This window comes from Streptomyces sp. NBC_00299 (genome assembly GCF_036173045.1).
Taxonomy (GTDB): domain Bacteria; phylum Actinomycetota; class Actinomycetes; order Streptomycetales; family Streptomycetaceae; genus Streptomyces; species Streptomyces machairae.
Map to the genome: position 1 here is coordinate 457,673 of NZ_CP108039.1, position 22,160 is coordinate 479,832.

Annotated in this window: 20 protein-coding genes and 2 pseudogenes; 12 read left to right on the forward strand and 10 right to left on the reverse strand. The window is 69.0% G+C overall.

Annotated elements, in window-relative coordinates:
• Positions 1-32 precede the first annotated feature (32 nt).
• Entirely contained in the window at positions 33-746 is a 714-nt protein-coding gene (locus OHT51_RS02220) for a TioE family transcriptional regulator (RefSeq protein ID WP_328877157.1), read from the forward strand.
• 119 nt (positions 747-865) lie between these two features.
• Here the strand turns inward: OHT51_RS02220 and OHT51_RS02225 are convergent, their stop codons facing one another.
• Complete coding sequence (locus OHT51_RS02225) at positions 866-1,441, reverse strand: transcriptional regulator (protein WP_328877158.1); 576 nt, start codon at positions 1,439-1,441, stop codon at positions 866-868.
• 457 nt (positions 1,442-1,898) lie between these two features.
• Positions 1,899-2,357 carry an SRPBCC family protein gene (locus OHT51_RS02230; protein WP_328877159.1) on the reverse strand — a complete coding sequence of 153 codons (459 nt, stop codon included), beginning with the start codon at positions 2,355-2,357 and terminating at the stop codon, positions 1,899-1,901.
• A 198-nt stretch (positions 2,358-2,555) separates the two neighbouring features.
• Between OHT51_RS02230 and OHT51_RS02235 the strand changes: the two genes are divergently transcribed.
• Positions 2,556-3,047 (forward strand): flavin reductase family protein, encoded by a 492-nt coding sequence (locus OHT51_RS02235; protein WP_328884213.1) that lies wholly within the window; start codon positions 2,556-2,558, stop codon positions 3,045-3,047.
• Positions 3,048-3,070: 23 nt separating this feature from the next.
• On the opposite strand, the gene OHT51_RS02240 is transcribed toward OHT51_RS02235, so the two are convergent.
• Positions 3,071-3,703 carry a TetR/AcrR family transcriptional regulator gene (locus OHT51_RS02240; RefSeq protein WP_328877160.1) on the reverse strand — a complete coding sequence of 211 codons (633 nt, stop codon included), beginning with the start codon at positions 3,701-3,703 and terminating at the stop codon, positions 3,071-3,073.
• Positions 3,704-3,910: 207 nt separating this feature from the next.
• Between OHT51_RS02240 and OHT51_RS02245 the strand changes: the two genes are divergently transcribed.
• A complete protein-coding gene (locus OHT51_RS02245; protein WP_328877161.1) occupies positions 3,911-5,317 on the forward strand; it encodes an MFS transporter in 1,407 nt (468 codons plus the stop codon).
• Positions 5,314-6,552, forward strand: coding sequence for an FAD-dependent monooxygenase (locus tag OHT51_RS02250; RefSeq protein ID WP_328877162.1), 1,239 nt, complete (start codon positions 5,314-5,316; stop codon positions 6,550-6,552). The genes OHT51_RS02245 and OHT51_RS02250 overlap by 4 nt, the downstream gene beginning before the upstream one ends.
• 98 nt (positions 6,553-6,650) lie before the next feature.
• Here OHT51_RS02250 and OHT51_RS02255 read toward each other — a convergent pair whose 3' ends face one another.
• On the reverse strand, positions 6,651-6,917 hold the full coding sequence (locus tag OHT51_RS02255) for an MmyB family transcriptional regulator (protein ID WP_328884214.1): 267 nt from the start codon (positions 6,915-6,917) through the stop codon (positions 6,651-6,653).
• Positions 6,918-7,038: 121 nt separating this feature from the next.
• On the opposite strand from OHT51_RS02255, the gene OHT51_RS02260 reads away from it, so the two are divergent.
• Positions 7,039-8,259 carry an RNA-guided endonuclease InsQ/TnpB family protein gene (locus tag OHT51_RS02260; protein WP_328877163.1) on the forward strand — a complete coding sequence of 407 codons (1,221 nt, stop codon included), beginning with the start codon at positions 7,039-7,041 and terminating at the stop codon, positions 8,257-8,259.
• A 29-nt stretch (positions 8,260-8,288) separates the two neighbouring features.
• On the opposite strand, the pseudogene OHT51_RS02265 reads toward OHT51_RS02260, so the two are convergent.
• Positions 8,289-8,744, reverse strand: a pseudogene (locus tag OHT51_RS02265) (hypothetical protein); the annotation flags it as partial.
• Positions 8,745-9,080: 336 nt separating this feature from the next.
• Here OHT51_RS02265 and OHT51_RS02270 point away from each other — a divergent pair.
• Entirely contained in the window at positions 9,081-10,019 is a 939-nt protein-coding gene (locus tag OHT51_RS02270) for a serine hydrolase (protein WP_328877164.1), read from the forward strand.
• A 119-nt stretch (positions 10,020-10,138) separates the two neighbouring features.
• Here OHT51_RS02270 and OHT51_RS02275 read toward each other — a convergent pair whose 3' ends face one another.
• Positions 10,139-11,113, reverse strand: coding sequence for an SGNH/GDSL hydrolase family protein (locus tag OHT51_RS02275; RefSeq protein WP_328877165.1), 975 nt, complete (start codon positions 11,111-11,113; stop codon positions 10,139-10,141).
• Positions 11,114-11,689: 576 nt separating this feature from the next.
• Between OHT51_RS02275 and OHT51_RS02280 the strand changes: the two genes are divergently transcribed.
• The gene (locus OHT51_RS02280) at positions 11,690-12,319 is read left to right on the forward strand and encodes a hypothetical protein (protein ID WP_328877166.1); all 630 of its coding nucleotides are present in this window, start codon (positions 11,690-11,692) and stop codon (positions 12,317-12,319) included.
• A 488-nt stretch (positions 12,320-12,807) separates the two neighbouring features.
• A pseudogene (locus OHT51_RS02285) lies at positions 12,808-13,266 on the forward strand (IS5 family transposase); the annotation flags it as partial.
• 68 nt (positions 13,267-13,334) lie between these two features.
• Here OHT51_RS02285 and OHT51_RS02290 read toward each other — a convergent pair.
• Together OHT51_RS02290 and OHT51_RS02295 are read right to left on the reverse strand one after the other, a co-directional pair.
• A complete protein-coding gene (locus OHT51_RS02290; RefSeq protein ID WP_328877167.1) occupies positions 13,335-13,520 on the reverse strand; it encodes a hypothetical protein in 186 nt (61 codons plus the stop codon).
• A 333-nt stretch (positions 13,521-13,853) separates the two neighbouring features.
• Positions 13,854-14,030 carry a hypothetical protein gene (locus OHT51_RS02295; RefSeq protein ID WP_328877168.1) on the reverse strand — a complete coding sequence of 59 codons (177 nt, stop codon included), beginning with the start codon at positions 14,028-14,030 and terminating at the stop codon, positions 13,854-13,856.
• A 365-nt stretch (positions 14,031-14,395) separates the two neighbouring features.
• On the opposite strand from OHT51_RS02295, the gene OHT51_RS02300 reads away from it, so the two are divergent.
• Positions 14,396-14,896, forward strand: a complete 501-nt coding sequence (locus OHT51_RS02300; protein WP_328877169.1) for an SRPBCC family protein — start codon at positions 14,396-14,398, stop codon at positions 14,894-14,896.
• 242 nt (positions 14,897-15,138) lie between these two features.
• On the opposite strand, the gene OHT51_RS02305 is transcribed toward OHT51_RS02300, so the two are convergent.
• Together OHT51_RS02305 and OHT51_RS02310 are read right to left on the reverse strand one after the other, a co-directional pair.
• Positions 15,139-15,384: a DUF5133 domain-containing protein gene (locus OHT51_RS02305; protein WP_328877170.1), complete on the reverse strand. Its 246-nt coding sequence runs from the start codon at positions 15,382-15,384 to the stop codon at positions 15,139-15,141.
• 190 nt (positions 15,385-15,574) lie between these two features.
• Complete coding sequence (locus OHT51_RS02310) at positions 15,575-16,540, reverse strand: YihY/virulence factor BrkB family protein (protein ID WP_328877171.1); 966 nt, start codon at positions 16,538-16,540, stop codon at positions 15,575-15,577.
• 218 nt (positions 16,541-16,758) lie between these two features.
• Between OHT51_RS02310 and OHT51_RS02315 the strand changes: the two genes are divergently transcribed.
• The 3 genes from OHT51_RS02315 to OHT51_RS02325 all read left to right on the forward strand — a co-directional run bounded on the left by OHT51_RS02315 (position 16,759) and on the right by OHT51_RS02325 (position 21,952).
• Positions 16,759-17,766 (forward strand): NADP-dependent oxidoreductase, encoded by a 1,008-nt coding sequence (locus OHT51_RS02315; RefSeq protein ID WP_328877172.1) that lies wholly within the window; start codon positions 16,759-16,761, stop codon positions 17,764-17,766.
• A gap of 24 nt (positions 17,767-17,790) precedes the next feature.
• The gene (locus tag OHT51_RS02320; protein ID WP_328877173.1) at positions 17,791-18,843 is read left to right on the forward strand and encodes an alcohol dehydrogenase catalytic domain-containing protein; all 1,053 of its coding nucleotides are present in this window, start codon (positions 17,791-17,793) and stop codon (positions 18,841-18,843) included.
• A 136-nt stretch (positions 18,844-18,979) separates the two neighbouring features.
• The gene (locus tag OHT51_RS02325; protein WP_328877174.1) at positions 18,980-21,952 is read left to right on the forward strand and encodes a hypothetical protein; all 2,973 of its coding nucleotides are present in this window, start codon (positions 18,980-18,982) and stop codon (positions 21,950-21,952) included.
• Positions 21,953-22,160 lie beyond the last annotated feature (208 nt).

Below are 22,160 nucleotides of genomic sequence, written 5' to 3' on the forward strand. Positions count from 1 at the left end.
CGTTGAAAGTTTCTCGCGATATTGGCAGGAGCATGGGACAAAACCTTCAAACCGAGGAACGGCTGAGGCCGGTTGATCTGGCGCGCGGGCACGGCCTGTCCACCCAGGCGGTCAGGAACTACGAGGAGGCGGGCATCCTTCCGACCGCCGGCCGCACACTCCACGGCTACCGCACCTACACCTCGCTGCACGCGGGGGCCCTGCGTGCGTTTCTTGCCCTGGTGCCGGGTCACGGTCACCAGACGGCGACGTCGATCATGCGGGCCGTGAACCAGGGCTCGGACGACGAGGCGTTCCGTCTCATCGACGAGAGCCACGCCCAGCTTCTCGACGACCGGCGGACCCTGCAGGCCGTGGAAGGCGCCCTCCGCGACCTGGAGCCCCCTACTGTGGCCGAGCCCGGCGGCACGTTCATCGGGCCGTTGGCACAGGACCTCGGAATCCGGCCTGCGACACTGCGTAAGTGGGAGCGCGTCGGGCTGGTGAGCCCTCAGCGTGACCCGCGGACCGGGTACCGCCGCTACGACGAGGCCGATGTGCGGGACGCCCGGCTGGCCCACCAACTCAGAAGGGGCGGCTACCTACTGGAGCAGATCGCCCCGCTGATCGCCCAGGTGCGGTCGGCCGGCGGTCTGGAACCACTGGAGGCCGCCCTGGGCGACTGGCGCGGCCGGCTGTCCGCCCGCGGGCGGGCGATGCTGACCGGGGCCGCGGAGCTGGAGGCGTACCTGCGTATGCGCGGATGAGAGTTCGGGCGCCGGTTTCCACGCCTCTGAAGTTGGCCGTGCGGCCGGAGAACTCCGTCCGCTGAAGCCGACCACTCACAGAATCCGGCGCTGACAAATCCGGGAGGCCTACGGCCGGATCAGGCGGCGAAGCCGATGGTGGTGACGTATTCGTACTGGCCCCATTCGGAGCCGAGGTCGACCACCGCGTCGCTGGTCCACGCATCGTCCAGGGCCTGCTCGTCGTCGCGTGTCCAGGCCTCGATGACGCGGTCCCAGTGGCGGACGTTGAGGGTGCGGAACTCCACGACGCGCTGGCGGGGACGGTCGACCTGGGACTGGTTGAGCGGGTGGAACTCGACCCGGGTGCCGCGGCCTTCACGGTTGAGGCGGGCCAGGAGATAGCGGGCCACGTTGTGGCGGCGCACAGCGCGGTAGGCGGTCTCGATGCGTGGCAGGTTGGCCTTCGATGGGCTTCGCTTGCCGTCGAGCCATGCCTTGAGGGTGCGGTCGGTGACTGTGAGGCCGGCCTCTCGGGCTGCGGCGCGGGCGTGGTCGGTGCGCGTGAGGTAGTGCAGACGGGCGAGCAGGCCCCGGCGGGCGGCGACGGGGGTGGTGATGAAACCGGCGAGAGCATCGAGTTGGCGGGCGACTGCCTCGTGGCCTTTGATGCCGCGCGCCCCGTACTTCCCGAATTCGATGTTTCTCTCCGGCATCCGGCCCTGCCTCCCGCGCCTGACGTATGCTCACCCACTTCACTGCTGCCATAATACCGTAATTCCCGTTCCTGCGTTCCGAGTTCAGGCATCACGGGCAGCGAATTCTGAAGCAATTCCGATATGGCTTCCCTTGCGGGAGTCGGCGGAGGAAATTCAGTGACTTCCGAACGATTTCAACGCGGCCCCCGGAACGACGTGCGCCGGGGGCCACTTGGGGCGAACGGTCAGCCGTTGGAATACGCGGCCGCGGTCAGCTTGGGGGCGGAGGGTCGTCCACTGGGCGTCGTGGTGGTCCGGACGCCGACGACACAGGATCACCGGCTCGGTCGACGTGACGCCGGACATGCCGTACTTGGAGTCGAGGAAGCGAGCTGCCGCACTGGCAGTTTGTGCCATCCGGGACGCTGACGTACGGCCCACCGGTGGGTTCGCCGGCCGACCCGTTCGGGAGACGTCAGCGCTGGACGATCGCCGCTTCGGCCGCCGCCTTGATCCGGGCGCCGAAGGCGTCGGCATCCTTGCGGGCGGCCGCGAGCGCAAGGCCTACCAGGAGCTTGCCAACGCCGTGGCCCTCCAGAACGTTGTAGATACGGACCCGGGTCCTGCCGTCGGCCAGGGCCTCCAGGTCGTATCCGCCTTCGCGGACCGTGACCGTGTTCTTCGATGCCTCGGCCCACCGGATACGCACCGGGGCTTCGAGATCGGTGATGCGGAACTCCCTGGCGGTCTTCATGCCGGCGTCCTTGACCGTGCTGCGGAAGACCGTACCGACGGCCGTCGGGGCGTCGGGAACCCTCTCGATCCCGAGCACTCGGGGGCTGAACTGGGGATCGTTGCGTCCGTCGGCGAGGTAGTCGAACACCGCCTCGACAGGTCGATCGACCTCGACCGTCGCTTCAAACTGTCCTGACATCAGCGCTCCTCAATCGCCTGAGCCACAGCTGCATGACCATGGCTTCCCGGGAAACGTCCGCCGGACCGCCCGGCCGTGGGGAGCTGCTCCGTGCGCACGCCGGCCGCGCCGTCCGTAATGTCGTATCGGCACCGTGACCCTATGGGACCACCGAGCATCTGGCGAGGCGAGGAGTCGAGAGCGGGCGTATACGTGAACATGGTGGGCATGGACGCGTTCACCGACAGGCTCAATCCCGACATGTACGTGGTCACTGCTACGGCGGGCGACGAGCGGGCGGGCTGTCTCGTGGGGTTCGCCTCGCAGTGCTCCATCCGGCCGGTGCGGTTCGTGGTGTGGCTGTCGAAGGTGAACCGGACGTATGAGGTGGCCTGTGCGGCCGACTTCCTCGCCGTCCATCTCCTGACCCGGGAGCAGCAGGAGCTCGCTGCCCTGTTCGGTGGCGAAACCGGTCACCAGGTGGACAAGTTCGCGCGTGCGGCGTGGGCCCCGGGGTACGGCGGGGCCCACGTGCTGCAGGACGCGTGCGCATGGTTCGTCGGGAGGATCGAGCAGAAGACCGACGCAGGCGACCATGTCGGCTTCGTCCTGGATCCCGTGCAGTACGGCGAGCGCGGGGAGACCGACGGCTCGCCACTGCTGCGGCTCGCTGATGCCGTCTCGATCGAGCCCGGGCATCCGGTGGACTGAAGGGCCTATGAGACGGGCCCGCCCTACCTGGTCCGGTAGGCCCGGAGGAACGTCCGCACTCCCTCGACGATGAGGGGCCGGACGCGGGCATCCTCCGCGGCGTTCGCCGAACCGAGCCTGTCCAGGGCGACGCCGAAGGTCAGCGCGATGAACTGGTCGGCCGCGAGGCGGGGGTCGGGGACCTCGAGCAGCCCGGCCGCGGCGAGGGCGGCGAACCGCTCGGCGATTGCCTCGTCGGGGGTGTCGGCCATCGAGTTGTAGCCCCGGCTCGGCAGGTGGGCGGATTCCGCCCGGACCAGTCGTTGCAGCGTTGCGTACTCCGCCGAGCCGAGCATGTCGGTCGCGATCCGCATCGAGAACGTGACCAGGGCGTCCTCGAGCTCGGCGTCCTCGGGGAGGTCGGTGAGGGTCTCGTCGAGGGTGCGTCGGATCGTGGTGATCAGCGACTGGCCGACGGCGTCGACGACCGCTTTCAGCAGCGTCTGCTTGTCACCGAAGTAGTCGTAGACCGTCCGCTTGGACACCTCGGCCCGGGCGGCGACAGCGTCGACGCTGGACCGGTCGAAGCCGTCGGCGAGGAACAGTTCCTGGGCCGCCGAGAGGATGGCGGCCCGCTTCGGCGTGGACCCCTCGCGCAGTGTCTTCGTGGTCGGCATGGCCACATCTTACCCGTCCTACACTGCACGGTGTAGTGTAATCTCGGCTCATCACGAGGACCGCACTCGTCGACCCGCTCCGCCGGGCGGAGCCGTGCATGCGCCAACTCGACTGCCATTTCCCCGGGTTCATGCAGGGGGACGACCTCCGACCCTGCCCACAGAGCACCCAGCGCACCTCGCCCGGCAATGACGGAAAGGACGTCCATGACCGCAACGCTCGCTCCCCCGGTCCGCATCGGAAAGCCCGCTGTCGCGGCTCTCGGCCTGCTGGCAGTCGCCACCGGCGCCTTGGAGTCGGTGGTGACACCGACGCTCCCGCTCCTGCAACGGGACCTGGACATGAGTCCGGCCGAAGGGGCGTTACTCAGCATCGTGCTCCTCATCACCGGCGCTCTCATCACACCGGTGGCAGGCAAGTTAGGCGACCGCTACGGCGGAAAACGGGTCCTGGTCCGGCTGATGGCGGTGGTCTCGGCCGGTGGCCTGGTGTCCGCCCTGGCGCCGAACCTGCCCGTGCTGCTGCTCGGCCAGGTACTGCAAGGGGCGATGGTGGGCGCGCTGCCCCTGTCGTTCATCCTGGTGCGCGAACACCTCCCCGCGGGAGAGTCGAAGGTCGCCATCGGGGTGGTCAGCGGGTTGTTCGTGGGCGGCGGGATGGCGGGAACGCTGTCGGCCGGGCCCGTGGCGGAAGGGCTGTCCCGGCACTGGATGTTCGCGCTGCCGACGATCGCGGTCATCGGGGCCACCGCGCTGGTGAACAGGCTGATGCCGCACGATCTGCCGGCCCGGTCCGACCGGTCGGACGACACCGGGATCGACTGGCCCGGCCTGCTTCTCCTGAGCGGCACACTGGTCACGCTCATGCTCGTGCTCGCGCTGGCACCGGAAATCGGCGCGCGGCCGCTCGTGCTCGGCGCCCTCATCGTGGTTCTGGCCGCCTTCGCGACCGGATGGATCGCCGTGGAGCGTCGTGCGGCCTCGCCGATGGTCGATCTGCGCATGCTGGCACGGCCCGCGGTGTGGCAGTCGTGTCTGCTGACGTTCCTGATCTGCGTCGGAACCGCGGTGCCGGTCCATCTCGTCCCGCAACTGTTCGCGGTGTCCGCCGACGCATACGGTTTCGGGGCCGACGCCACCCAGATCGGCTTCTATCTGCTGCCCGGCGCCGTGGCCGCGTCGCTGGCCGGGCCGATGGGTGGGATGGGGACGCGGCGCTTCGGCTCGCGTGCCGTGGTCACCGCGGGGATCGTCATCCTGGCCGCCGCCCTGATCGCCCTGGCCGCCGTGCACACCGAGGTCTGGCACATCGTCATCGCCAAGATGATGATCGCGCTTGCCAACGGTCTGTGCGTCACGGCGCTGGTGACCGGCACCGCCACGTCCGTCGAGCAAGGCGACACCGGCATCGCCACCAGCCTGGTCCTGGTGACTCGCGTGCTCGGCTACGCCGTGGGTGTGCAGGTCAGCGGAGCGATCCTCACCGCCGCGACCCCTTCCGGGTCGGACCTCCCGGCCGAATGGGCCTTCGTCACCGGCTTCGTCATAGCCGGCGCCGTCACGGCGCTGTGCCTGCTTGTCGTCCGGACCATGAGCAAAGGAGTCAAGGAATGACGCGCACCGATCTGTCGGGGGAGTCGGCGGAGTCGAGGGGCATCCGTACGGCGCCGAGGCGCAAGGTCCTGATATCGGGGGCCAGCATCGCGGGGCCCGCCCTCGCGTTCTGGCTGAACCGCTACGGATTCGCCGTCACGGTGGTCGAGAAGGCGGGCGCACTTCGTGGCGGTGGGTACCCCGTCGACGTACGCGGCACCGCCCTTGAGGTCGTCCGGAGAATGGGCATCCTGCCGCGCCTCCAGGACGCGCACATCGACCTGCGCCGGCTGACCTTCCTTCACGAGGACGGCAGCGAGGTGGCCTCGGTGAACCCGCACACCGTCACCGGCGGTGTCGCGGGGCGGGACCTGGAGGTACGGCGCGGGGATCTGACCAGCGCTCTGTACATGGCGGTCCGTGACGACGTGGAGTTCTTGTTCAACGACTCCATCGACACCCTCGACCAGTCCGGCCCCGGGGTCGACGTCACCTTCCGCGGAGGCGGCAGGCGTACGTTCGACATGGTGTTCGGCGCGGACGGTCTGCACTCACGTACCCGCGAGTTCCTGTTCGGCCCCGAAGAGCAGTTCCACCGGTATCTCGGCTACTGCTTCGCCGGGTTCACCATGCGCAACACCTTCGGGCTCGCCCACGAGGCCGTGCTGTGGAACACCCCGGGCAGGGCCGCGGTGCTCTACGCCTTGGGAGACAACGCCGACGTGCACGCCTTCCTGAACTTCGCCCACCCGGAACCGCCGTACGACGCGTTCCGGAACCCGGAAGCCCAACGGGACCTGGTCACAGCGGTCTTCGCCGACGCGGGTTGGGAGGTCCCTGGCATGCTTGCCGCCATGCGCGACGCCGACGACCTGTTCTTCGACGGGGTCAGCCAGATCCGCATGCCCCGCTGGTCCAGCGGCAAGGTCGCGCTGGTCGGCGACGCCGCGTACGCGCCCTCGTTCCTCACCGGACAGGGCTCCAGTCTCGCGCTCGTCGGCGCCTACATGCTCGCCGGTTCCCTGGCCGACCGGGGCCACGCAGCGGGCTTCGCCGCCTACGAACACAACACCCGTCAATTCGTGACCGTGAACCAGGAGTTGGTCGGCGAGGGGGATGCCGCACTCTTCCCGACGACCGCTCAGGCATTGAAGCTGCGCAACGACATGCTGCGCAATCTCAGCGCCATGCCCGCCGCGGAGGGACGACCGGCCCATTCGGCCCTCACCCTGCCCGAATTCACGCCCACGACGTGAGCTCACGCGGGCCCGTGACGGGCGTTACCGGCGGTCGGGGCCGGCGGCCCGGTCCCTGACTCGAACAAGGCCCCGTCCAGCGACCGAACGACGAGCCGCTACCCGGCCGTGTTCCGCCGCCGCTCGGTCCCCTGATGGGAGTCGGGGGCCGTCGTGCGGTCGTCGGCATGGCTCTGGCCGGCGGCCCAGGAGGACAGGACGGCCAAGGCTTCCTCGGACCGGGAGCCCGGATCGGCAAGGTAGACGAACAGGGTCTGGTCCGGGTCACCCGGGAGGGCGAGTGCCTCGGTACGCAGGGTGAGCTCTCCGACCACGGGGTGGTGCAGGACCTTCGTGTCGTGGTTGATCGGTTCCCTAGAGCGCAGAGCCCGTCTTTCAGGGCGGGGTTAGCTCGTCCTCGCAACGCAGCCGCGCAGCGGCGGAGTTCAGTGCGTTGTCAGTGGCTTCCACTATGGTGATTACGTTGTTTCGAGAGGGGGTGTTCTCGTGCTTTCCGGCCGCAGGTACCGGCTCAAGCTCACTGCCGGGCAGGCTGCAATGTGTGAGGAGTTCGGGAACATCTGCCGCGCGGTGTGGAACACCGGACTCGACCAGCGCCGTCAGTACCGGCGGCGCGGGGCGTGGATGAACTACGTGCCCCAGGCTGCCGAGCTGGCAGACGCCAAGCGGGACCACGCGTGGTTGAAGGCGGCGCCCTCTCACGTGCTTCAGCAGACGTTGAAGGATCTGGACCGTGCCTGCCGGGACCACGGAACATTCAAGGTGAGGTGGCGGTCGAAGGCGCGTTGGGCGCCCTCGTTCCGTTTCCCCGCCGGGAATCTCATCACCGTGGAGCGTCTCGGCCGCAAGTGGGGTCGCGCGAAGCTGCCCAAGCTCGGATGGGTCACCTTCCGGTGGTCACGCCCACTCGGCGGTGAGATACGGTCTGCGACCGTCAGCCGCAAGGGCGGCCACTGGTTCGTGTCGTTCCTCGTCAACGACCAGGCGAGAACGCCCGAGCAGCACGCCATGGTGGACACGGTGGCCGGGATCGACCGGGGCGTGAAGGCGGCGGCCGTCACCTCCGACGGCGAGTTCTTCGACCGGCCATTCATCACCGCCGGCGAAGCTGTCCGCTTCCGGCGGCTTCAGCAGCAGCTCGCCCGCACGACCAAGGGCAGCGCTAACCGGGCCAGGGTCCGCGCCCACATGAACAAGATCATGGGCCGGGTCACGAGCCGTCGCGCGGACTTCTGCGCCGTCACGGCCGCGCACCTCACTGCGAAGAACGCACTCGTCGTCCTGGAAGACCTCAAGACCCGCAGCATGACGGCCTCCGCGTCCGGCACGCTCGCCGAGCCCGGCAGCCGTGTGGCCCAAAAACAGGGCCTGAACCGGGCCATCCTCGACAAGGGATGGCACCGCCTCGAACGCGCCCTCACCAGCGCGGCCCGGTACACGGGCACGCGCGTGGTCAAGGTCAACCCCGCGTACACGTCGCAGCGGTGCTCCGCCTGCGGCTTCGTCACCGAAACAAACCGTGAAAGCCAAGCGGTCTTCCGGTGCAAAGCCGCAGGCTGCGGACACACCGCGCACGCCGACGTGAACGCAGCGATCAACATCAAACACGCGGCAGGACATGCCGTGTCAGCCTGTGGAGACCTCGGCAACAGCTGGTCCGTGAAGCAGGAACCCGTAAGCCGGGCAACCGGCCGAACCCCTGCATAAGGGAATCCCCCCCCTCAGGAGGCGGAGGAAGTCAACCCCTTCAGCTCCTCATTGGTGACGTCGCTGTCGGTGAGTTCGCTCAGCACGTCGTCGGTGGGGTTCGCGTGCTTGGCGGCCACCAGTTGGGCGAGGTACTCCTGGGTTGCGGTGTAGGCCGCTATCAGTTCCTCGTCGCTCGTCTCCCCTCCCATGAACGTGTCGATCTGCTGCTGAGTGAGCCCCGGTCCTCGTACGGCACGCCCAGCAGTTCGCAGATGACGATGGTCGGGATGGGCTTGGCGAATGCGCTCACCAGGTCGGTCGGCGGCCCGGCCTCCTCGATAGCATCCAGGCAGTCGGCGGTGATCTGCTCGATGCGCTCGGTGGGGTGAAGCGACTGATGGGGCCGCGCCGACGGGCATCGAGCAGCTCTGCCGGCGGGTCGAAGGGCAGCCGGACTGACGCTGAGTCGGCAGCGTCGTGACGGTGTGGAGGGACTCGCTCATGCCCATTCCTCATCTCGCGATGTTGCGGGTTTAACGGTGCCCGAAAGCTACGTTGCATTCACATTTCGATCAATCCGCATGAATGCGTATCACCAGGTCAATCGAAGCAGTTTGATGCAATAACCTTGCCGAAGAATGCAACGGTGCGTTGCAATGCATGGCCGCGAAGGCAAGGGCCGAAAGTAGGCGGGAGGCACGCACGGGCGGCCTGACACGCCGGTCCTGATGTCAATCACCACCATCACATCCGGTTTGTCCTATTTTCTTATTGTTCTCCGCCGCCCAGACAGGAACTCCGAGGCCTGCCCTGCCATGCCCGACGGACAGCCCAACCGGATGCACCCGACACACGACCGCCTCGCGCACACTCTGAGGGTCTGCGCCGCCGTTGCCGCCACCGCAGTCGTGGCGTCGCTCGCCGCCTGTTCCGCCACCGAGGTGCCCCGCGAGGCGCAGACGCCTTCCGTGCGGGCGGGCGCGCCGGCCCCCGGGTCGGCCGCGGCGCCGCGCGAGAACCTGCGTGGCACTCTCGCGCGAGCGCTCAGGCCGGTCCTGCCGGACGGCGACACGCGGTTGGCGGTGGCGGTGCTCGACCTGGACAGTGCCTACCAGCAGATCACGTCGTACGGCGAGGACGCGACGTTCGACACCGCAAGCATCAGCAAGGTGAACATCCTCGCGGCGCTGCTGCTCCAGGCACAGGACGAGGGCCGCGAGTTGACGTACCCGGAGCGCCTCCACGCCGAGAAGATGATCCGGACGAGCGACAACGAAGCGGCGAACGTCCTGTGGCAGGCGATCGGCAGGGCGGAAGGCCTCGACGCGGCGAACGAGCGCCTGGGGCTCTCCTCGACGCAAGGCGGCATCAGTTGGGGCCTCACCCAGACCACCGCGACAGACCAGGTCAAGCTGTTGCGCGCGGTCTTCGCCGAGGGCCGATGGGCTCCCGCCGCCCCCAGAGGGCTGACCCGGGCATCCCGTGCCTCCATCGGGGACCTGATGGATGGCATCACGGACGACCAGGACTGGGGGGTGTCCGCCGCCCGCTCCCCCGGCTCCCGATGGGCCCTCAAGAACGGCTGGCTACGGCGGAACACGACCGACCTGTGGGTCATCAACAGCGTCGGTCAGGTCACGGTCCACGGGCACCGGTATCTCGTCTCGGTCCTCAGCGACGGCAACCCGACGATGGAAAGCGGGATCTCACTCGTCGAACGGGCGGCGAGAGCGGCGATCGGCGCGGCCAGCACACACGCCCGGCCTTGGCCGCAGTGAGAGGGAAGAGCGCAGGGAAGAGTGTGAGGGCACTGCGCCACCGCCCGACGTCGGAGATCCCGCCCGGTCGGGGCGTCGGCTCCGGCCGGGCGGGACTGCGTGCGGAGGGAACGGCGTGGTCAGTCCACGCCGATGGAGTTCAGAATCGCTGAGGCGACGTGGTCGGCGGCGTTCTGGTGGCCCCTGGCGTTGGGGTGCACGAAGGCCACCTGGTCGGGGAAGCGGGTGAAGACGCCGTCGACCCACTTGCCCGCGTCACAGACGCTGTGGCCCTGGGAAGGGTCGTAGAGGTTGACGAAGGTGGTGTCGTCGCTCTCGCCTGCCGCCTTCTCGATGACCGCGTTGACGGGCTCCAGGACGTCCTGGCGCAGCCAGTCCAGGTCCCCTTGAGTGATCGAGCCGAATTGTTCCCAGTCGTTGTAGCGGCACTTGGAAGTGTTCTTGGGGATGACCGTGGGGTAGCCGACGGCCAGGACCTTGGCGTGCGGGGCCCGTTCGTGGAGGACGCCGAGCATCGCGTCGTAGTCGTCGCTCATCTTTGTCAGGCGGCTGGGGATGTCATCGGCCAGGGCGTCCCTGCACGGGGTGCCCACGCCGCCGCTGCCGGAGCCCAGTTCCAGGCAGCGGAAGAGGATGTCGGCGAACTTGATCGTGTTGCCGCCCGCGCCGACGGTGACCACGTCGGTGCCGGCCTGCACCGCCTCGGACTGGGCGGGCACGGCCGGGAACGGGTAGTCCGGGTCCTCGGAGAAGGGCGGCAGGTGCCGTCCGATCGGCTCCTGGGCCTTGTAGGTGATGTCCTCGATCGTGGCGGCGCCGCAGCTGACGTTCGTGAGCTCAATGAGTGATCCGAGGTCGCGGTCGATGACCTGCGGGTAGGACAGGTCGGTGCGTTCGCAGCCGTCACGGGGGACTTCGAACGTGTCGCCCGCGGCCTCTATGACCCCGGCGGTGTACGAGTCGCCGAGAGCGACCCACTGATAGTCGGCCGCAGCGGCGGGTTGCGCCCCGGCGAGTTGGGCGGGAACGAGGGCGCCCGCGGCGAGAGCCGCGGCCGAGCCGAGCAGGGCCATACGGGTACGGAAGCGTGCCACGAATCCTCCAGGGATACGGCGTTGACGGCGATATGACCATACGGAGGTCGTCACTCCCTGCACTAGATCGAATGCAGACAGTCACATTCCGTGGAGTCCATGGGTCCGCACTGACCGGGACGGACGCGTTCTGATCGGGCGGATCCGTTGCGACGACCGCGAAGGATGACTGTCCGACAGATCCTGTACGGCATGTGAGCGATGGGGATGCCGCCTTGATCGGCTCCCGACAGCCGACGGCGGCCCGGGCTCCTCGACCGCCGCTCCTCAGTTGACCTATTCGCGATCACGGCAGCCGGCATGCCCGCCACTCGTAGTGCCTCGCCGCTCGAACGGCATGTCAGCACGGCCCGGTCACGCGATCCCTCGGACACGCCTTGGTCCAGCGACGCGCTCGTGGGCGCCTACGCAGTAAGAGGTACCGCTGCACCGGCGGGCTCATCCGCACGGCGGAAGAGGTCACGACCGGTGACTGACGTGTACGGGGCGGGTGTTGAGCAGGATCGGTCGTGGCGGAGCGGGGTCGTCCTCTCGCTCCGGTGGTTCGTCCTCCTCGGCCCCGAACGGAGTCCCGTCATGTCCCGATTCAAGTCGCCCAACCGCGCCGTCACGTTCCTCGCAGCGACCGCCGTCATTGCGACCACCGCGGGGATCGCCTCCGCGGCAACAGCCCCCGCAGCCACGCCCGACACGACCCCGCGGGCCTCTGCCTCCTCCGCGGCTCTCATCTCCAGTCTCAAGGGCTGGGGCCGCATGGACTACCCCGATGCCGGTCACGACATCCAGATCACCGTCGACGCTCACGCCACCTTCAAGGGCATCGGCTGGACCAAGCCCGACAAAGCCTGGGGCAGCTTCCGCATCTACCACCGGATGCCTGCCGCCAATGGCGAGCCCGAGAAGGTCAATTGGGGTGACTTCAAGGTCGACTGCCTGACCAGCGGCGGCCCCACCGCCACCGTGACCGGACGCCTCGTGCGCACCGGGGGCAACGTCGGTGCCTGGGACGACTACCTGAAGCGGCACGTCCGCATGGGGATCAGCTTCTACGTGGGAGAGGGCGCGGGCAGCGGTCCCAGCCGCATCGGGCTCTCCGGAGGCACCGCGGCCGGCGAGCCGCTGCTGAGCAAGTGCATGGCGCCGGCCGCAGACTCCAAGGTGATCCAGGGCGGCTACGACCTCACGGACAGGGCGCCGGCCCGGTAGGACGTTCACGGTGCCAGGACGCGGCCCGCGGCGACATCCGATGCCACGGTGCCGCCGATGACCACGGCCCCGGCAGAGACGGCCGGGAGACGGCTGCCCCAAGTGCGCCGCACGGCTGAGACCGAGGCTCGTTCGAGGATGGCCTCACGGCCGCGCAGCACCGCGAGGCCGACGCAGGTGTCAGGGTCAGCGGCAGGCCCACTCCGAACGCCGCCACCGTCGCAATCGCCGTACCGATCCGGCCGGTCAGAAGCCCGCTGAGGCAGGACGAGGAACGCGGACGGGGAGGGGAGCAGGCCGCCGGAGGTGCCGAGCAGCAGGATGCCGCGACAGGTGAGCAGGACTGGGACGTCGGGATGTGGTGGCTGTGCCCGCGACGGCTTCGACGTCCGGTGGGTTCTCGGCAGCGAGCCACCAACTCACCGCGATCTTCCACAGCCGCCGCGAGCAGCTCTACCGACGACCATGCCATCGGACGGTCCCGCTAGGGACTGACCGCGAAGATCCACCTGGCTGCCGATGCCCGCTGCCGGCCTCTGCCTTTCGTCCTCACCGCCGGACGGGCAGGCGATGCACCGGCCTTCACCGATGTCATGGTCCGCCTGCCCCCTCCCCGCCGATATGGTCGGCCGCGCACCAGACCGGATGTGGTCCTGGCGGACAAGGCGTATTCGTCCCGCGCGATCCGCGAGCATCTGCGGCGACGCGGCATCTGTGCCGTGATCCCTGTCCCGGCGGACCAGCGCGGCCACCGACTGCGACGCGGCAGCCGAGGCGGCAGGCCACCGGCCTTCGACCGTGAGGCCTACAAGCAGCGCAACACCGTCGAGCGGTGCATCAACCGCCTCAAGCAGTGGCGGGGTATCGCCACCCGCTGCGAGAAGACAGCCACGATCTACCTAGCCGGACTCGATGTCGCAGGCATCTTCCTCTGGTCCGCCCGATGATCCGAAAGCCCCTAGACCGTACGCCGAGCACCACTTGACGGACGCACCGACGTTCGTGTGCGAGCCGTCTACATGCTGCTGGGGAAGTTCATTGAGGCCGGAGGCGGCGTCGGGATGTAGTGGTGGGCGAGGTTGGCGTCGCGGTTGGGGGGCCCGTGGCGATGGCCCTCCGGGTCGCCGTACCTGATGACATCCTGGCGTCCGGAAACGACGTCCCGAACGCGCATCACGACTCGGCCGAGCAGGTTCTTCATCGGTGTTCCCCCTGGTGTACGTGGTCTTGTCGAGAAGGATGCACCGGCGGCCGAGGCGGATTCCAGCGAGTTGAGCCGATCTTGAGCCTCGGCCGGTCCTCCAGTGGATGGTGCGCAGTGCGCCTTCATCAATCGCTGGCCTCGTCAACGGATGGCAATAGGGCCGTTCCCGGTCAGCGTCCGGTTCGGTCACCGCGTCTGTGACCTGATCCGAACGACAGGCCCTAACTGCCCGACGGCCTGCGGCCGCTGCGCGACAAGGACGCGGTCGACGACGAGTAGCCCGACGGCCAGGGGGAGGCCGGGCACGGACCGAGGCAAGCGGGGCCTCGGTCATCCGGTGCCCCGTTCGGAGCGGGTCTCGTCGTCGTCGAGCTCGGCAAGGGCCAGGACCGCGTCGTGCGCCTGGGCGTCGAGCCCGATCGGGGGACGGCCCTCGGCCTGGCTGGCCTGCCACAGCAACTGCTGGCCCTTTGCCCACTGGCGCAGCAGGATCCGGGCCTTGAGCAATAAGACGCTGCAGCCTGGGGCCAGGCTCATTTGGCCGCCGGTGGCGAACCGGAGCACGTCACGGCCGCAGTCGAGGCCACCACCAAGTTCTACGGACCCGACCCGGCCTGATATTCCTACTGCGGTGGGCTGACCGGCGCCATCGGCGCTCGCACCCACGATGACAATTATGAATCGCAAGGGCGGAGGGCCGCTCCCACACTGCGTAAGCTCATCAATGCGTACCGCAATCGCACAGTGAACGCATCCTCTGGCACCCAACCGCAGATCACACGTCTTGCCCTTTACAGAATGCAGTGCCCTCAGCCCAGGAGCATGACGAGCAGTACAAAGCACGTTGTCCCACACCTAGAAGGAAAAGAACGATGCGCCCCATGAAATACACCGTCTCCCTCGAGATCGCCCTGCCGCGGGAGAAGGTGGCCCAGCTGCTCGCCGACCCGGTACACCTGCCGAAATGGCTGCGGGGCCTGGTGCTGCACGAGCCGCTGAGTGGGGAGCACGGGCAGCTCGGCACCCAGTCGCGGGTCGTGATGCAGATGGGCCAGCGGAAGATGGAGTGCACCGAGACCATCACACGCCGGGAACCGGCAGACCTGCGCGAGATCCCGAAAGCGAGCGTCGTTCGCTTCGACCGCGAGATCGTCGGCGAGGGCATGTGGAGCGCCGTGCGCGACCGGCTGACCGAAGCCGGCCCGGAAACGACGCTCTGGGAGTGCGAGAACGAATACCGGTTCAGCGGATTCCTGATGAAGCTGGTGGGACTTCTGATGCCCGGCGCCTTCCGCAAGCAGTCGCAACAGCACATGCAGGACTTCAAGGCGTTCGCCGAGCAGGGAAAGGACGTCCGCGAAGCGACGGACTGATCTGCCGTAACTGGTCAGGCATCTGACGGCGTGGCGTGATGATCTTCCCTTCGCGGCAATCCGAGCCGCGCACTCCTCCCGCAGGTGCACCCCGCGTCAGCCGGAAGCTCCCCGCGAGTCGGGATGCCGCGCCGTACGTCACGTCAATGATCACGTCGATCTCAGCGTGGGAGCGGGCTGACTCGTCGATGCACACGGCGTCCGGCGGGAACCGCCGGCTCTTGACGCAGGTCGTCCCTGTCCTAGGCGGCCAGCGTCTTGTCCTCCTGCGTGGGGCCCTCACGGTCGGCGCGGTACCTCTGCAGCAGTGCATCCGCTGCGAACAGAGCGTCGTCGGCGGTGCGGGCGCCTGTGATCACGCAGAGCGTGTACGTGGCATCTTCGAGAGCGCGGCTGGTGCGACCGGTGGGGAGCACGTCGTGTGCGATGCGCGCCTCGGCGAACCGGGCCAGCGCGGTACGCAGTTCCTTCTCAGCCGGAAGGAGCATGGCGATTCCTCTCTCGAAGCACAGCTCGCTCGGCGGCCGACGCCGCCGCGAGGGACAGACTGCATACATGGCTCACGCCAGTGATCGACACAGATCAGGGCGAGCAGAACTCCAAGTGCCCCGCCTGGAAAGGTCTATGCCTGCGGACCATCGCGATCCCTCGCGCGGGGGAACGGCCGGGCGGCCGGCCTCATCTGCCCGGGCCGGGGTCGGGCTGGACCGGTGCTTCGATGCCGGCGCGGGCCGCTTCCAGCTGGGCCGCGAACGCGATGCCGAGGAAGAGTGCGACGGCGGTGAGGTTGGCCCACAGCAGCAGGGCGATGAAGGCGGTGAGAGGGCCGTACACGGCACCGAAGGCACCGCTCTCCTTGACGTACAGCGCGAGCAGCCAGGTGGCCGCCACCCACAGCAACAGGTGCACGGCCGAACCGAAGGCCAGCCACGTGTAGCCGGGCTGGACGCGCCGCGGCGACCAGCGGAAGATCACGGCGGAGGCCACCCAGGCCAGCGCGAGGCCCAGCGGGATGTCGAGCACGCTCCACCACTGCGGCACGCTGTCGGCCCAGCCGGCGGTGTCGGCCACCGCCTCGCCCACGGCCTCACCGGCGACAAGCGCGACGAACCCCAGGACCAGGGGCAGACCGGCGGCGATCGCGAGAACTATCCCCCGCGCGTATTTGCGCGGGAAGGGACGGTCGCGCTCGATGCCGTAGATGCGGTTGGCGCCACGCTCGATCTGGCCCATCGCCGAGGCAAGGTTCAGCAGTGCGAAGCCCAGACCGAGCCACAGGGCGAGTGTGCTCCAGACATCGCCGTGCGCGGTGCGCCGCGTCCCGTCGAAAGCGTCCTCGACGATCTCCGCGCTCGCGCCGGGCACGATCCGGCCGAGGGTGAGCTCGACGACCCGGCCCACGCCCTCGGTGTGCACCGACGTCGCCAGGCCGACAAGTGCCACGGTGCAGGGAACCAGCCCGAGCACCACCTGGAAGGCCAGCGCTCGGGCGTTGGTGAACCCGTCCGCGTAACGGAACCGTGCGAAGGAGTCGGCCAGCAGCCGCAGCCCCCCGTAGTGGCGCAGGGCGGCGAACGCCTCGTCTCCGGAGAGCTCCTCCCCGATCATGTCCCGGGTCTGCGGCACGTGGACGGCGGTACCCATGGCGTCGCCCCTCCTTGTCGTACGGCTGCTCCCTGACCGGATGCCCACCGAACCCGTTCGTCCGACCTCGGATTTCAGGTATGCCCCGAAGCCGGGTCCTCGTCTCGAGCCCGGCATCCCTTGCCTCGCGCGCATCGGCACCGTACGCTCACGGGCCATACCGACCGGATGGTATGCCCACCGACCTGGTCACCGCGAAGACTGAGGAGCCGCCGAAGATGAGCCGAACCAACCACCAGGTGCGTCTGGCCGCGCGTCCCGTGGGCGAGCCGCGGTCCACCGACTGGGAGCACGTGGAGGAGCCGATCGGGCAGCCGGGCGACGGGGAGTTCCTGGTGCAGGTGCTCTGTCTGTCGATCGATCCGGCGATGCGCGGCTGGATGAACGCGGGCAGGTCCTACATCCGCCCGGTGGAGATCGGTGAGGTCATGCGCGCCGGAGCGGTGGGACGCGTCATCGCCTCAGGGCACTCCGGATTCGCGGTCGGCGACCATGTGTCGGGGTCGTTCGGCGTGCAGGAGTACTGCCTGTCGGACGGGCGAGATGTGATCAAGGTCGATCCGGCGGCGGCCCCCTTGCCGACGTACCTGGGCGCCCTCGGCATGTCGGGGCTGACGGCCTACTTCGGACTGACCGACATCGGACGTCCCGAGCCGGGCCAGACGGTCGTCGTCTCCGGTGCGGCGGGAGCGGTCGGCAGCGTCGTCGGTCAGATCGCCAAGATCATGGGTTGCCGGGTCGTCGGCATCGCCGGCGGCGAGGCCAAATGCCGGCTGCTGGTCGACGAGTTCGGGTTCGACGCCGCGATCGACTACCAGAACGAGGACATCCGCAAGGCGCTGCGCACCCACGCCCCCGACGGCGTCGACGTGTACTTCGACAACGTCGGCGGCGACGTCCTGGACGCGGTACTGCTGCGGCTCGCACGCGGCGCCCGCGTCGTCGTCTGCGGCGCGATCTCCCAGTACAACAGCGTCAAGCCGCAAGGCCCCGCGAACTACCTGTCGCTGCTGGTCAACCGGGCCACCATGACGGGCATGGTGGTCTTCGACTACGCCGACCGATACGCCGAGGGAATCGCCCGGATGGCCACGTGGCGGCAGGAAGGCAGGCTGAAGTCACTTGAGGACGTGGTGTCCGGTGACGTGGCGGCGTTCCCCGACACCCTCATGCGCCTGTTCCGCGGTGAGAACCAGGGCAAGCTCGTGCTGAAGATCGCGGACTGAGCCGGCAGGGGGAGGAGCGTTCCGATGAAGGCACTTACCTACCACGGCCGTCACGACATCCGTTTCACGGACGTCCCCGATGCGGCCGTCACGAGCCCCACCCACGCGGTCGTCCAGGTGACCACGGCCGGTATCTGCGGCAGTGACCTGCACATTTACCAGGGCAACCCGTTCAGTCCGGAACTGGGCTACACACCCGGACACGAGTGTGTCGGCGTGGTCGTCGACATCGGCGACCAGGTCACCCGCTTCAAGCCCGGCGACCGGGTCCTGGTTCCGGCCTCGGCCGGCTGCACCCGGTGCCGGTCCTGCGCGGCCGGGTTCACCGCCCGTTGCGAGAACGCGAAGTCCAGTACGGACCTCTGCTACGGCGTGAGCCCACAGCTCCCCGGCAGCCAGGCCGAGGCGCTCGCGGTGCCCTACGCCGACATCAACCTGGTGCACCTGCCCGAGGGCATCTCCGACGAGGCTGCCGTCGTCCTGACGGACAATGCCCCGACGGCCTGGTACGGCTGCCGTCGCGCCCGGATCCGACCCGGTGAGACCGTGCTGGTCATCGGTCTGGGTCCCGTCGGTCTGATGGCCGCGCAGTCCGCCTTCTCGATGGGCGCCGCACGGGTGCTCGGTGCCGACCTGGTCGCGGAGCGACGCGCGTTCGCCGCATCCCTGGGCGTCGAACCGGTCGAGGGCGAGGACACGAAGGCCGCCATACGGGAGATGACCGGTGGACGTGGCCCGGACGCGGTGGTGGAGGCCGTGGGCTCGGACGCCACCATCGAACTCGCCCTCAAGGCGGTCCGGCAGGCCGGCCGGGTCAGTGTCATCGGCGTCAGCCACAGCAAGGCTTTCCCCTTCCACATGGGACTTGCGCAAATCAAGGAACTCGAGTTCGCCATCGGTCTGTGCTCGATCCACTACGAACTTCCGACCCTGATCGCGCTTGCCCAGGCACGCCGGATCGAGCCGGAGGTCGTGGTGTCCCACCGTTTCCCCCTCTCCCAGGGCGCTGCCGCGTACGAACTCTTCGCCGACCGCTCGGACGGGGTCCGCAAGATCCTTCTCGATCCCACCGGCTGACCTCGACCGGCCCACACGCCGGCCGGTACAGAGTCGCGATAATCGCAACGTCCTTTCGGTGCAGGGTGTTTGGGCGTGGGTATCTCCATCGGATCCGGGAGTGCCGGGTCGGGCGGATGCGACGGGGGCGGAGCGAGTGAGCAAAGAGGTGTGGAGCGGCAGCGCCGGGATCGAGGCGGCGGACGCCGTGTTCGCGTTGATGAGACGACTCATCGACAACTTCCGGGACCACCCTCCGGTGACGCCGCTGGTGGTCCTGCAGGCCACCGAGGAGGACGACACCGGCACGCTCGACCGGCGGGTCGAGCAGGTCGTGGAGTTCGTCCGCCAGGGCCATCAGCCGCGGGGGCTGATCGCCAAGCGGCTGGACGGCTCAGGCGACGTGGACGCCTATTCGTCCGCGATCGACATGGTGCGCCAGCTGTGTGAGCACCCCTGGGACAACCAGAACCAGTCCCAGTACAAGCCTTTCGCCTTTCCGCGCTCACGGCTGCTGCGGGCCATCGAGCAGGCCGCGCCGGAGGTCGGCGGAGAGGTCAGCACGGTGTGGTCCGCCGCCCAGCGCCGCGAACGGCTGATGCGACGGCTGGCCGAGCTGCGCTGGCGGCCGGGGCGTGACCCGGACGGCGCCGACGAGTCGAACCGCGCCTCTGGGCTGGCCGACACCGTCGGCGCCGTGGTGAACCCGTCCGGTTTCGTGGGGGCGATGTTCATCGCCTGCCTGAGCGTGCTGTTGGGCGAGGGCGGTTGGCAGACGGCTGTGTGGGGCGGTGCCCTGGCCTTGGCGGCGTTCGGTGTGGCGCATCTGCTGGCGCGCAGCGCGCCGCCGCTCCTGTGGCTGCGCCGGGCCAGCCGGTGGTTCGCGACCACCACGTTCCTGGCGCCTTCGAGCGACCGCCCGGCCGCCGCCGAGTGGTCGCGGTGGCGGCCCACGAAGTCCTGGGAGACCATCCGAGGCCGGGCCTTCGCAGCCGCCCAGCAGGTCGTCGCCGCCGAGGCCGGTGACATGACGGCGCGTCAGTTCCACTTGGAGCTGCGGGTGCTGGCGCTGCTGGAGGATCTCCGCGAGAACTTCCGGCCGCGGACACTGGACCTGCGGCGCCGTAAGCGCACGGTCCCGCCCGTGGTGTACCTGCCGTGCGCCACCGAGGACGACGGCGGGCTGCTGTTGCTGCGGGCGATCAGCAACGTACGCAGCCGCCGCAGTGAAGTGGACCCGCTGCTGGTGCTGGCCGCGATCCCGGCGGCCGAGCGGTTGCGCCCGCCGGGATCCGAGGCACCCGGCCTGCCTGCCCTAGGCCCCGGCCTGCCCGCCGCACCGTATCCGGCCGGGGCCGCAGGCGACGATCCGGAGCGCGTCTTCGGAGCGGACGCCAGGTACCAGGAGTGGGTGACCGGCCTCAACGTCGGCCAGTCCCCCGGGCGGGCGGCCGCGCTGCCATGGATCCTGCGGATACCGCTGTCCACCGACGAGTTGGTCCGCCGGCACTCCATACAGCACTCCACCACCAGGATCCGCCGTACCGCGGCCTGGCTGCTGTGGTCCAGGCCCTGCCTGGCGGTGGTCCTCGCCATCGCCCTCTGCCTCGGTTTCCTGGGCAACCGGTGGATGGCCCAGCGCTACTGCGAGGGCCGGCTGGTCGGCTCCAACACGGACTCCGTCCTCGTGGGCGGCGAGTGCGTGGGGGTCGCGACCGGGGACGTACGGCTGGCCGCGGGCAACGCGCTGGAACTGTACGGCGCCGGCAAGGGCATCACCTTCGACGCCGTCGAGCAGGCGATCCGGGCCGAGAACGCGAAGATCGGCCCGAGGGACAAGTACGTGACGATCGTCTACGCCGGCCCGGTCACCGCGGCCGACGAGTCCGGCACCCGCAAGGGGCTCGAGGAGATCACGGGCGTCTACCTCTACCAGAGGTACGCCAATGTCAGCACTCACCAGCCGACGAAGATAAGAGTCCTGCTGGCCAACGCGGGCGAGAACATGCTCCAGGTGCTGCCCATGGCCCGGCACATAGCCGAACTGGCCCGGCGCGACCGGTCGGTCGTCGGCGTCGTCGGCCTGGGACGGGACACCACGGAGAGCGATGACGCCGTGGAGATCCTCAAGGGCGCGGGCCTGCCCGTGGTGAGCACCACCAACTCCGGGAGCCATCTGGCGCGCAAGTTGTCGAACTGGTTCGGTCTGGCCGCCACCGACGAGGAGGAGGCGAACGCGCTGCTCGTCGTCGCCCGACAGCTCGGGCAACGCGAGGGCGGCGGCCGGGCCGTGGTGCTGGCCCGCAAGGTCGGCAGCGAGAAGGACTTCTACACGACCGAGCAGGCCAGAGTGGGCAAGGGCATGCTGGACCGGGCCGGCTTCACCTTGCTGCCCTCCCGGTCCTACCGGCTCAGCCCCAACGGCGAACCGGAACTCACCGATCCGGTCGAGGCGATCTGCGCCAGTGATCCCGTGCCCCGGGCCCTGTACTTCGCGGGCCGGGTGGAGGACGTGCCCAACCTGATGTCCCAACTGGGCTCCACGCCCGGCTGCTCCGGTCGGCACATGACCGTCTTCACCGGCGACGACCTGACCAAGAGCAACTACGACGAGGGCGAGAGTCTGCGCATCCCGCCGGAGGTCACCCTCTACCACTTCGCGCTGGCACCGATGGACCTCGTCGGCGCGACCGGCTTCTACCAGGACTCCCACCGCGTGCTCAGCGAGCTGCTCCCGACGGGCGCGGCGGCTAGGGCGCTCGCCGACCCGGCCCGGCCGTGGGACGACCCGCTGTTCTCCAGCGGTCAGTCGGTGCTGGCCTACAGCGCCACCGCGGTGCTGTACCGGGCCTCGAAGAACGGCGACGCCCCGCAGACCGCACCGGAGACCTGGGCCGACCTGCGCTGGCGGCCCAACCCGAACCTGCCGGTCGGCACGGTCAGTTTCGCCGGCAGCCAGCCCTACGCCGACCAGCGGGGGCACGGCTACAAGATCGTGCGGGTGACCTATCGCGACCACAAGGTGCGCTCAGCGACCGTGTGCGGGCGGCCCGCGGGCAGCGACCAGCCGCTCTCCGCGCCGCCGGGCCGCAAGGGGGCCGACCCTCGTACGGTGTGCCGGGAGGAGTGATCCCACCCGGCACCTCGCGCAGGCGCCCTGTGTATCCTGACGGCTGTTCGTGTCAACAGGTGATCAGAGAAACAGGGAGGTGGGGTTGATGACCGCGCTCGTGGCCACCATGCGCAGTGTCCGGGTCTCCCTCACGTCCCGGGCCGTGGCCTGACACCGTCCTGTCCGCCCTCGCTGGGAGCGTGAGCTCGCGGGGCGCCTGCACGAA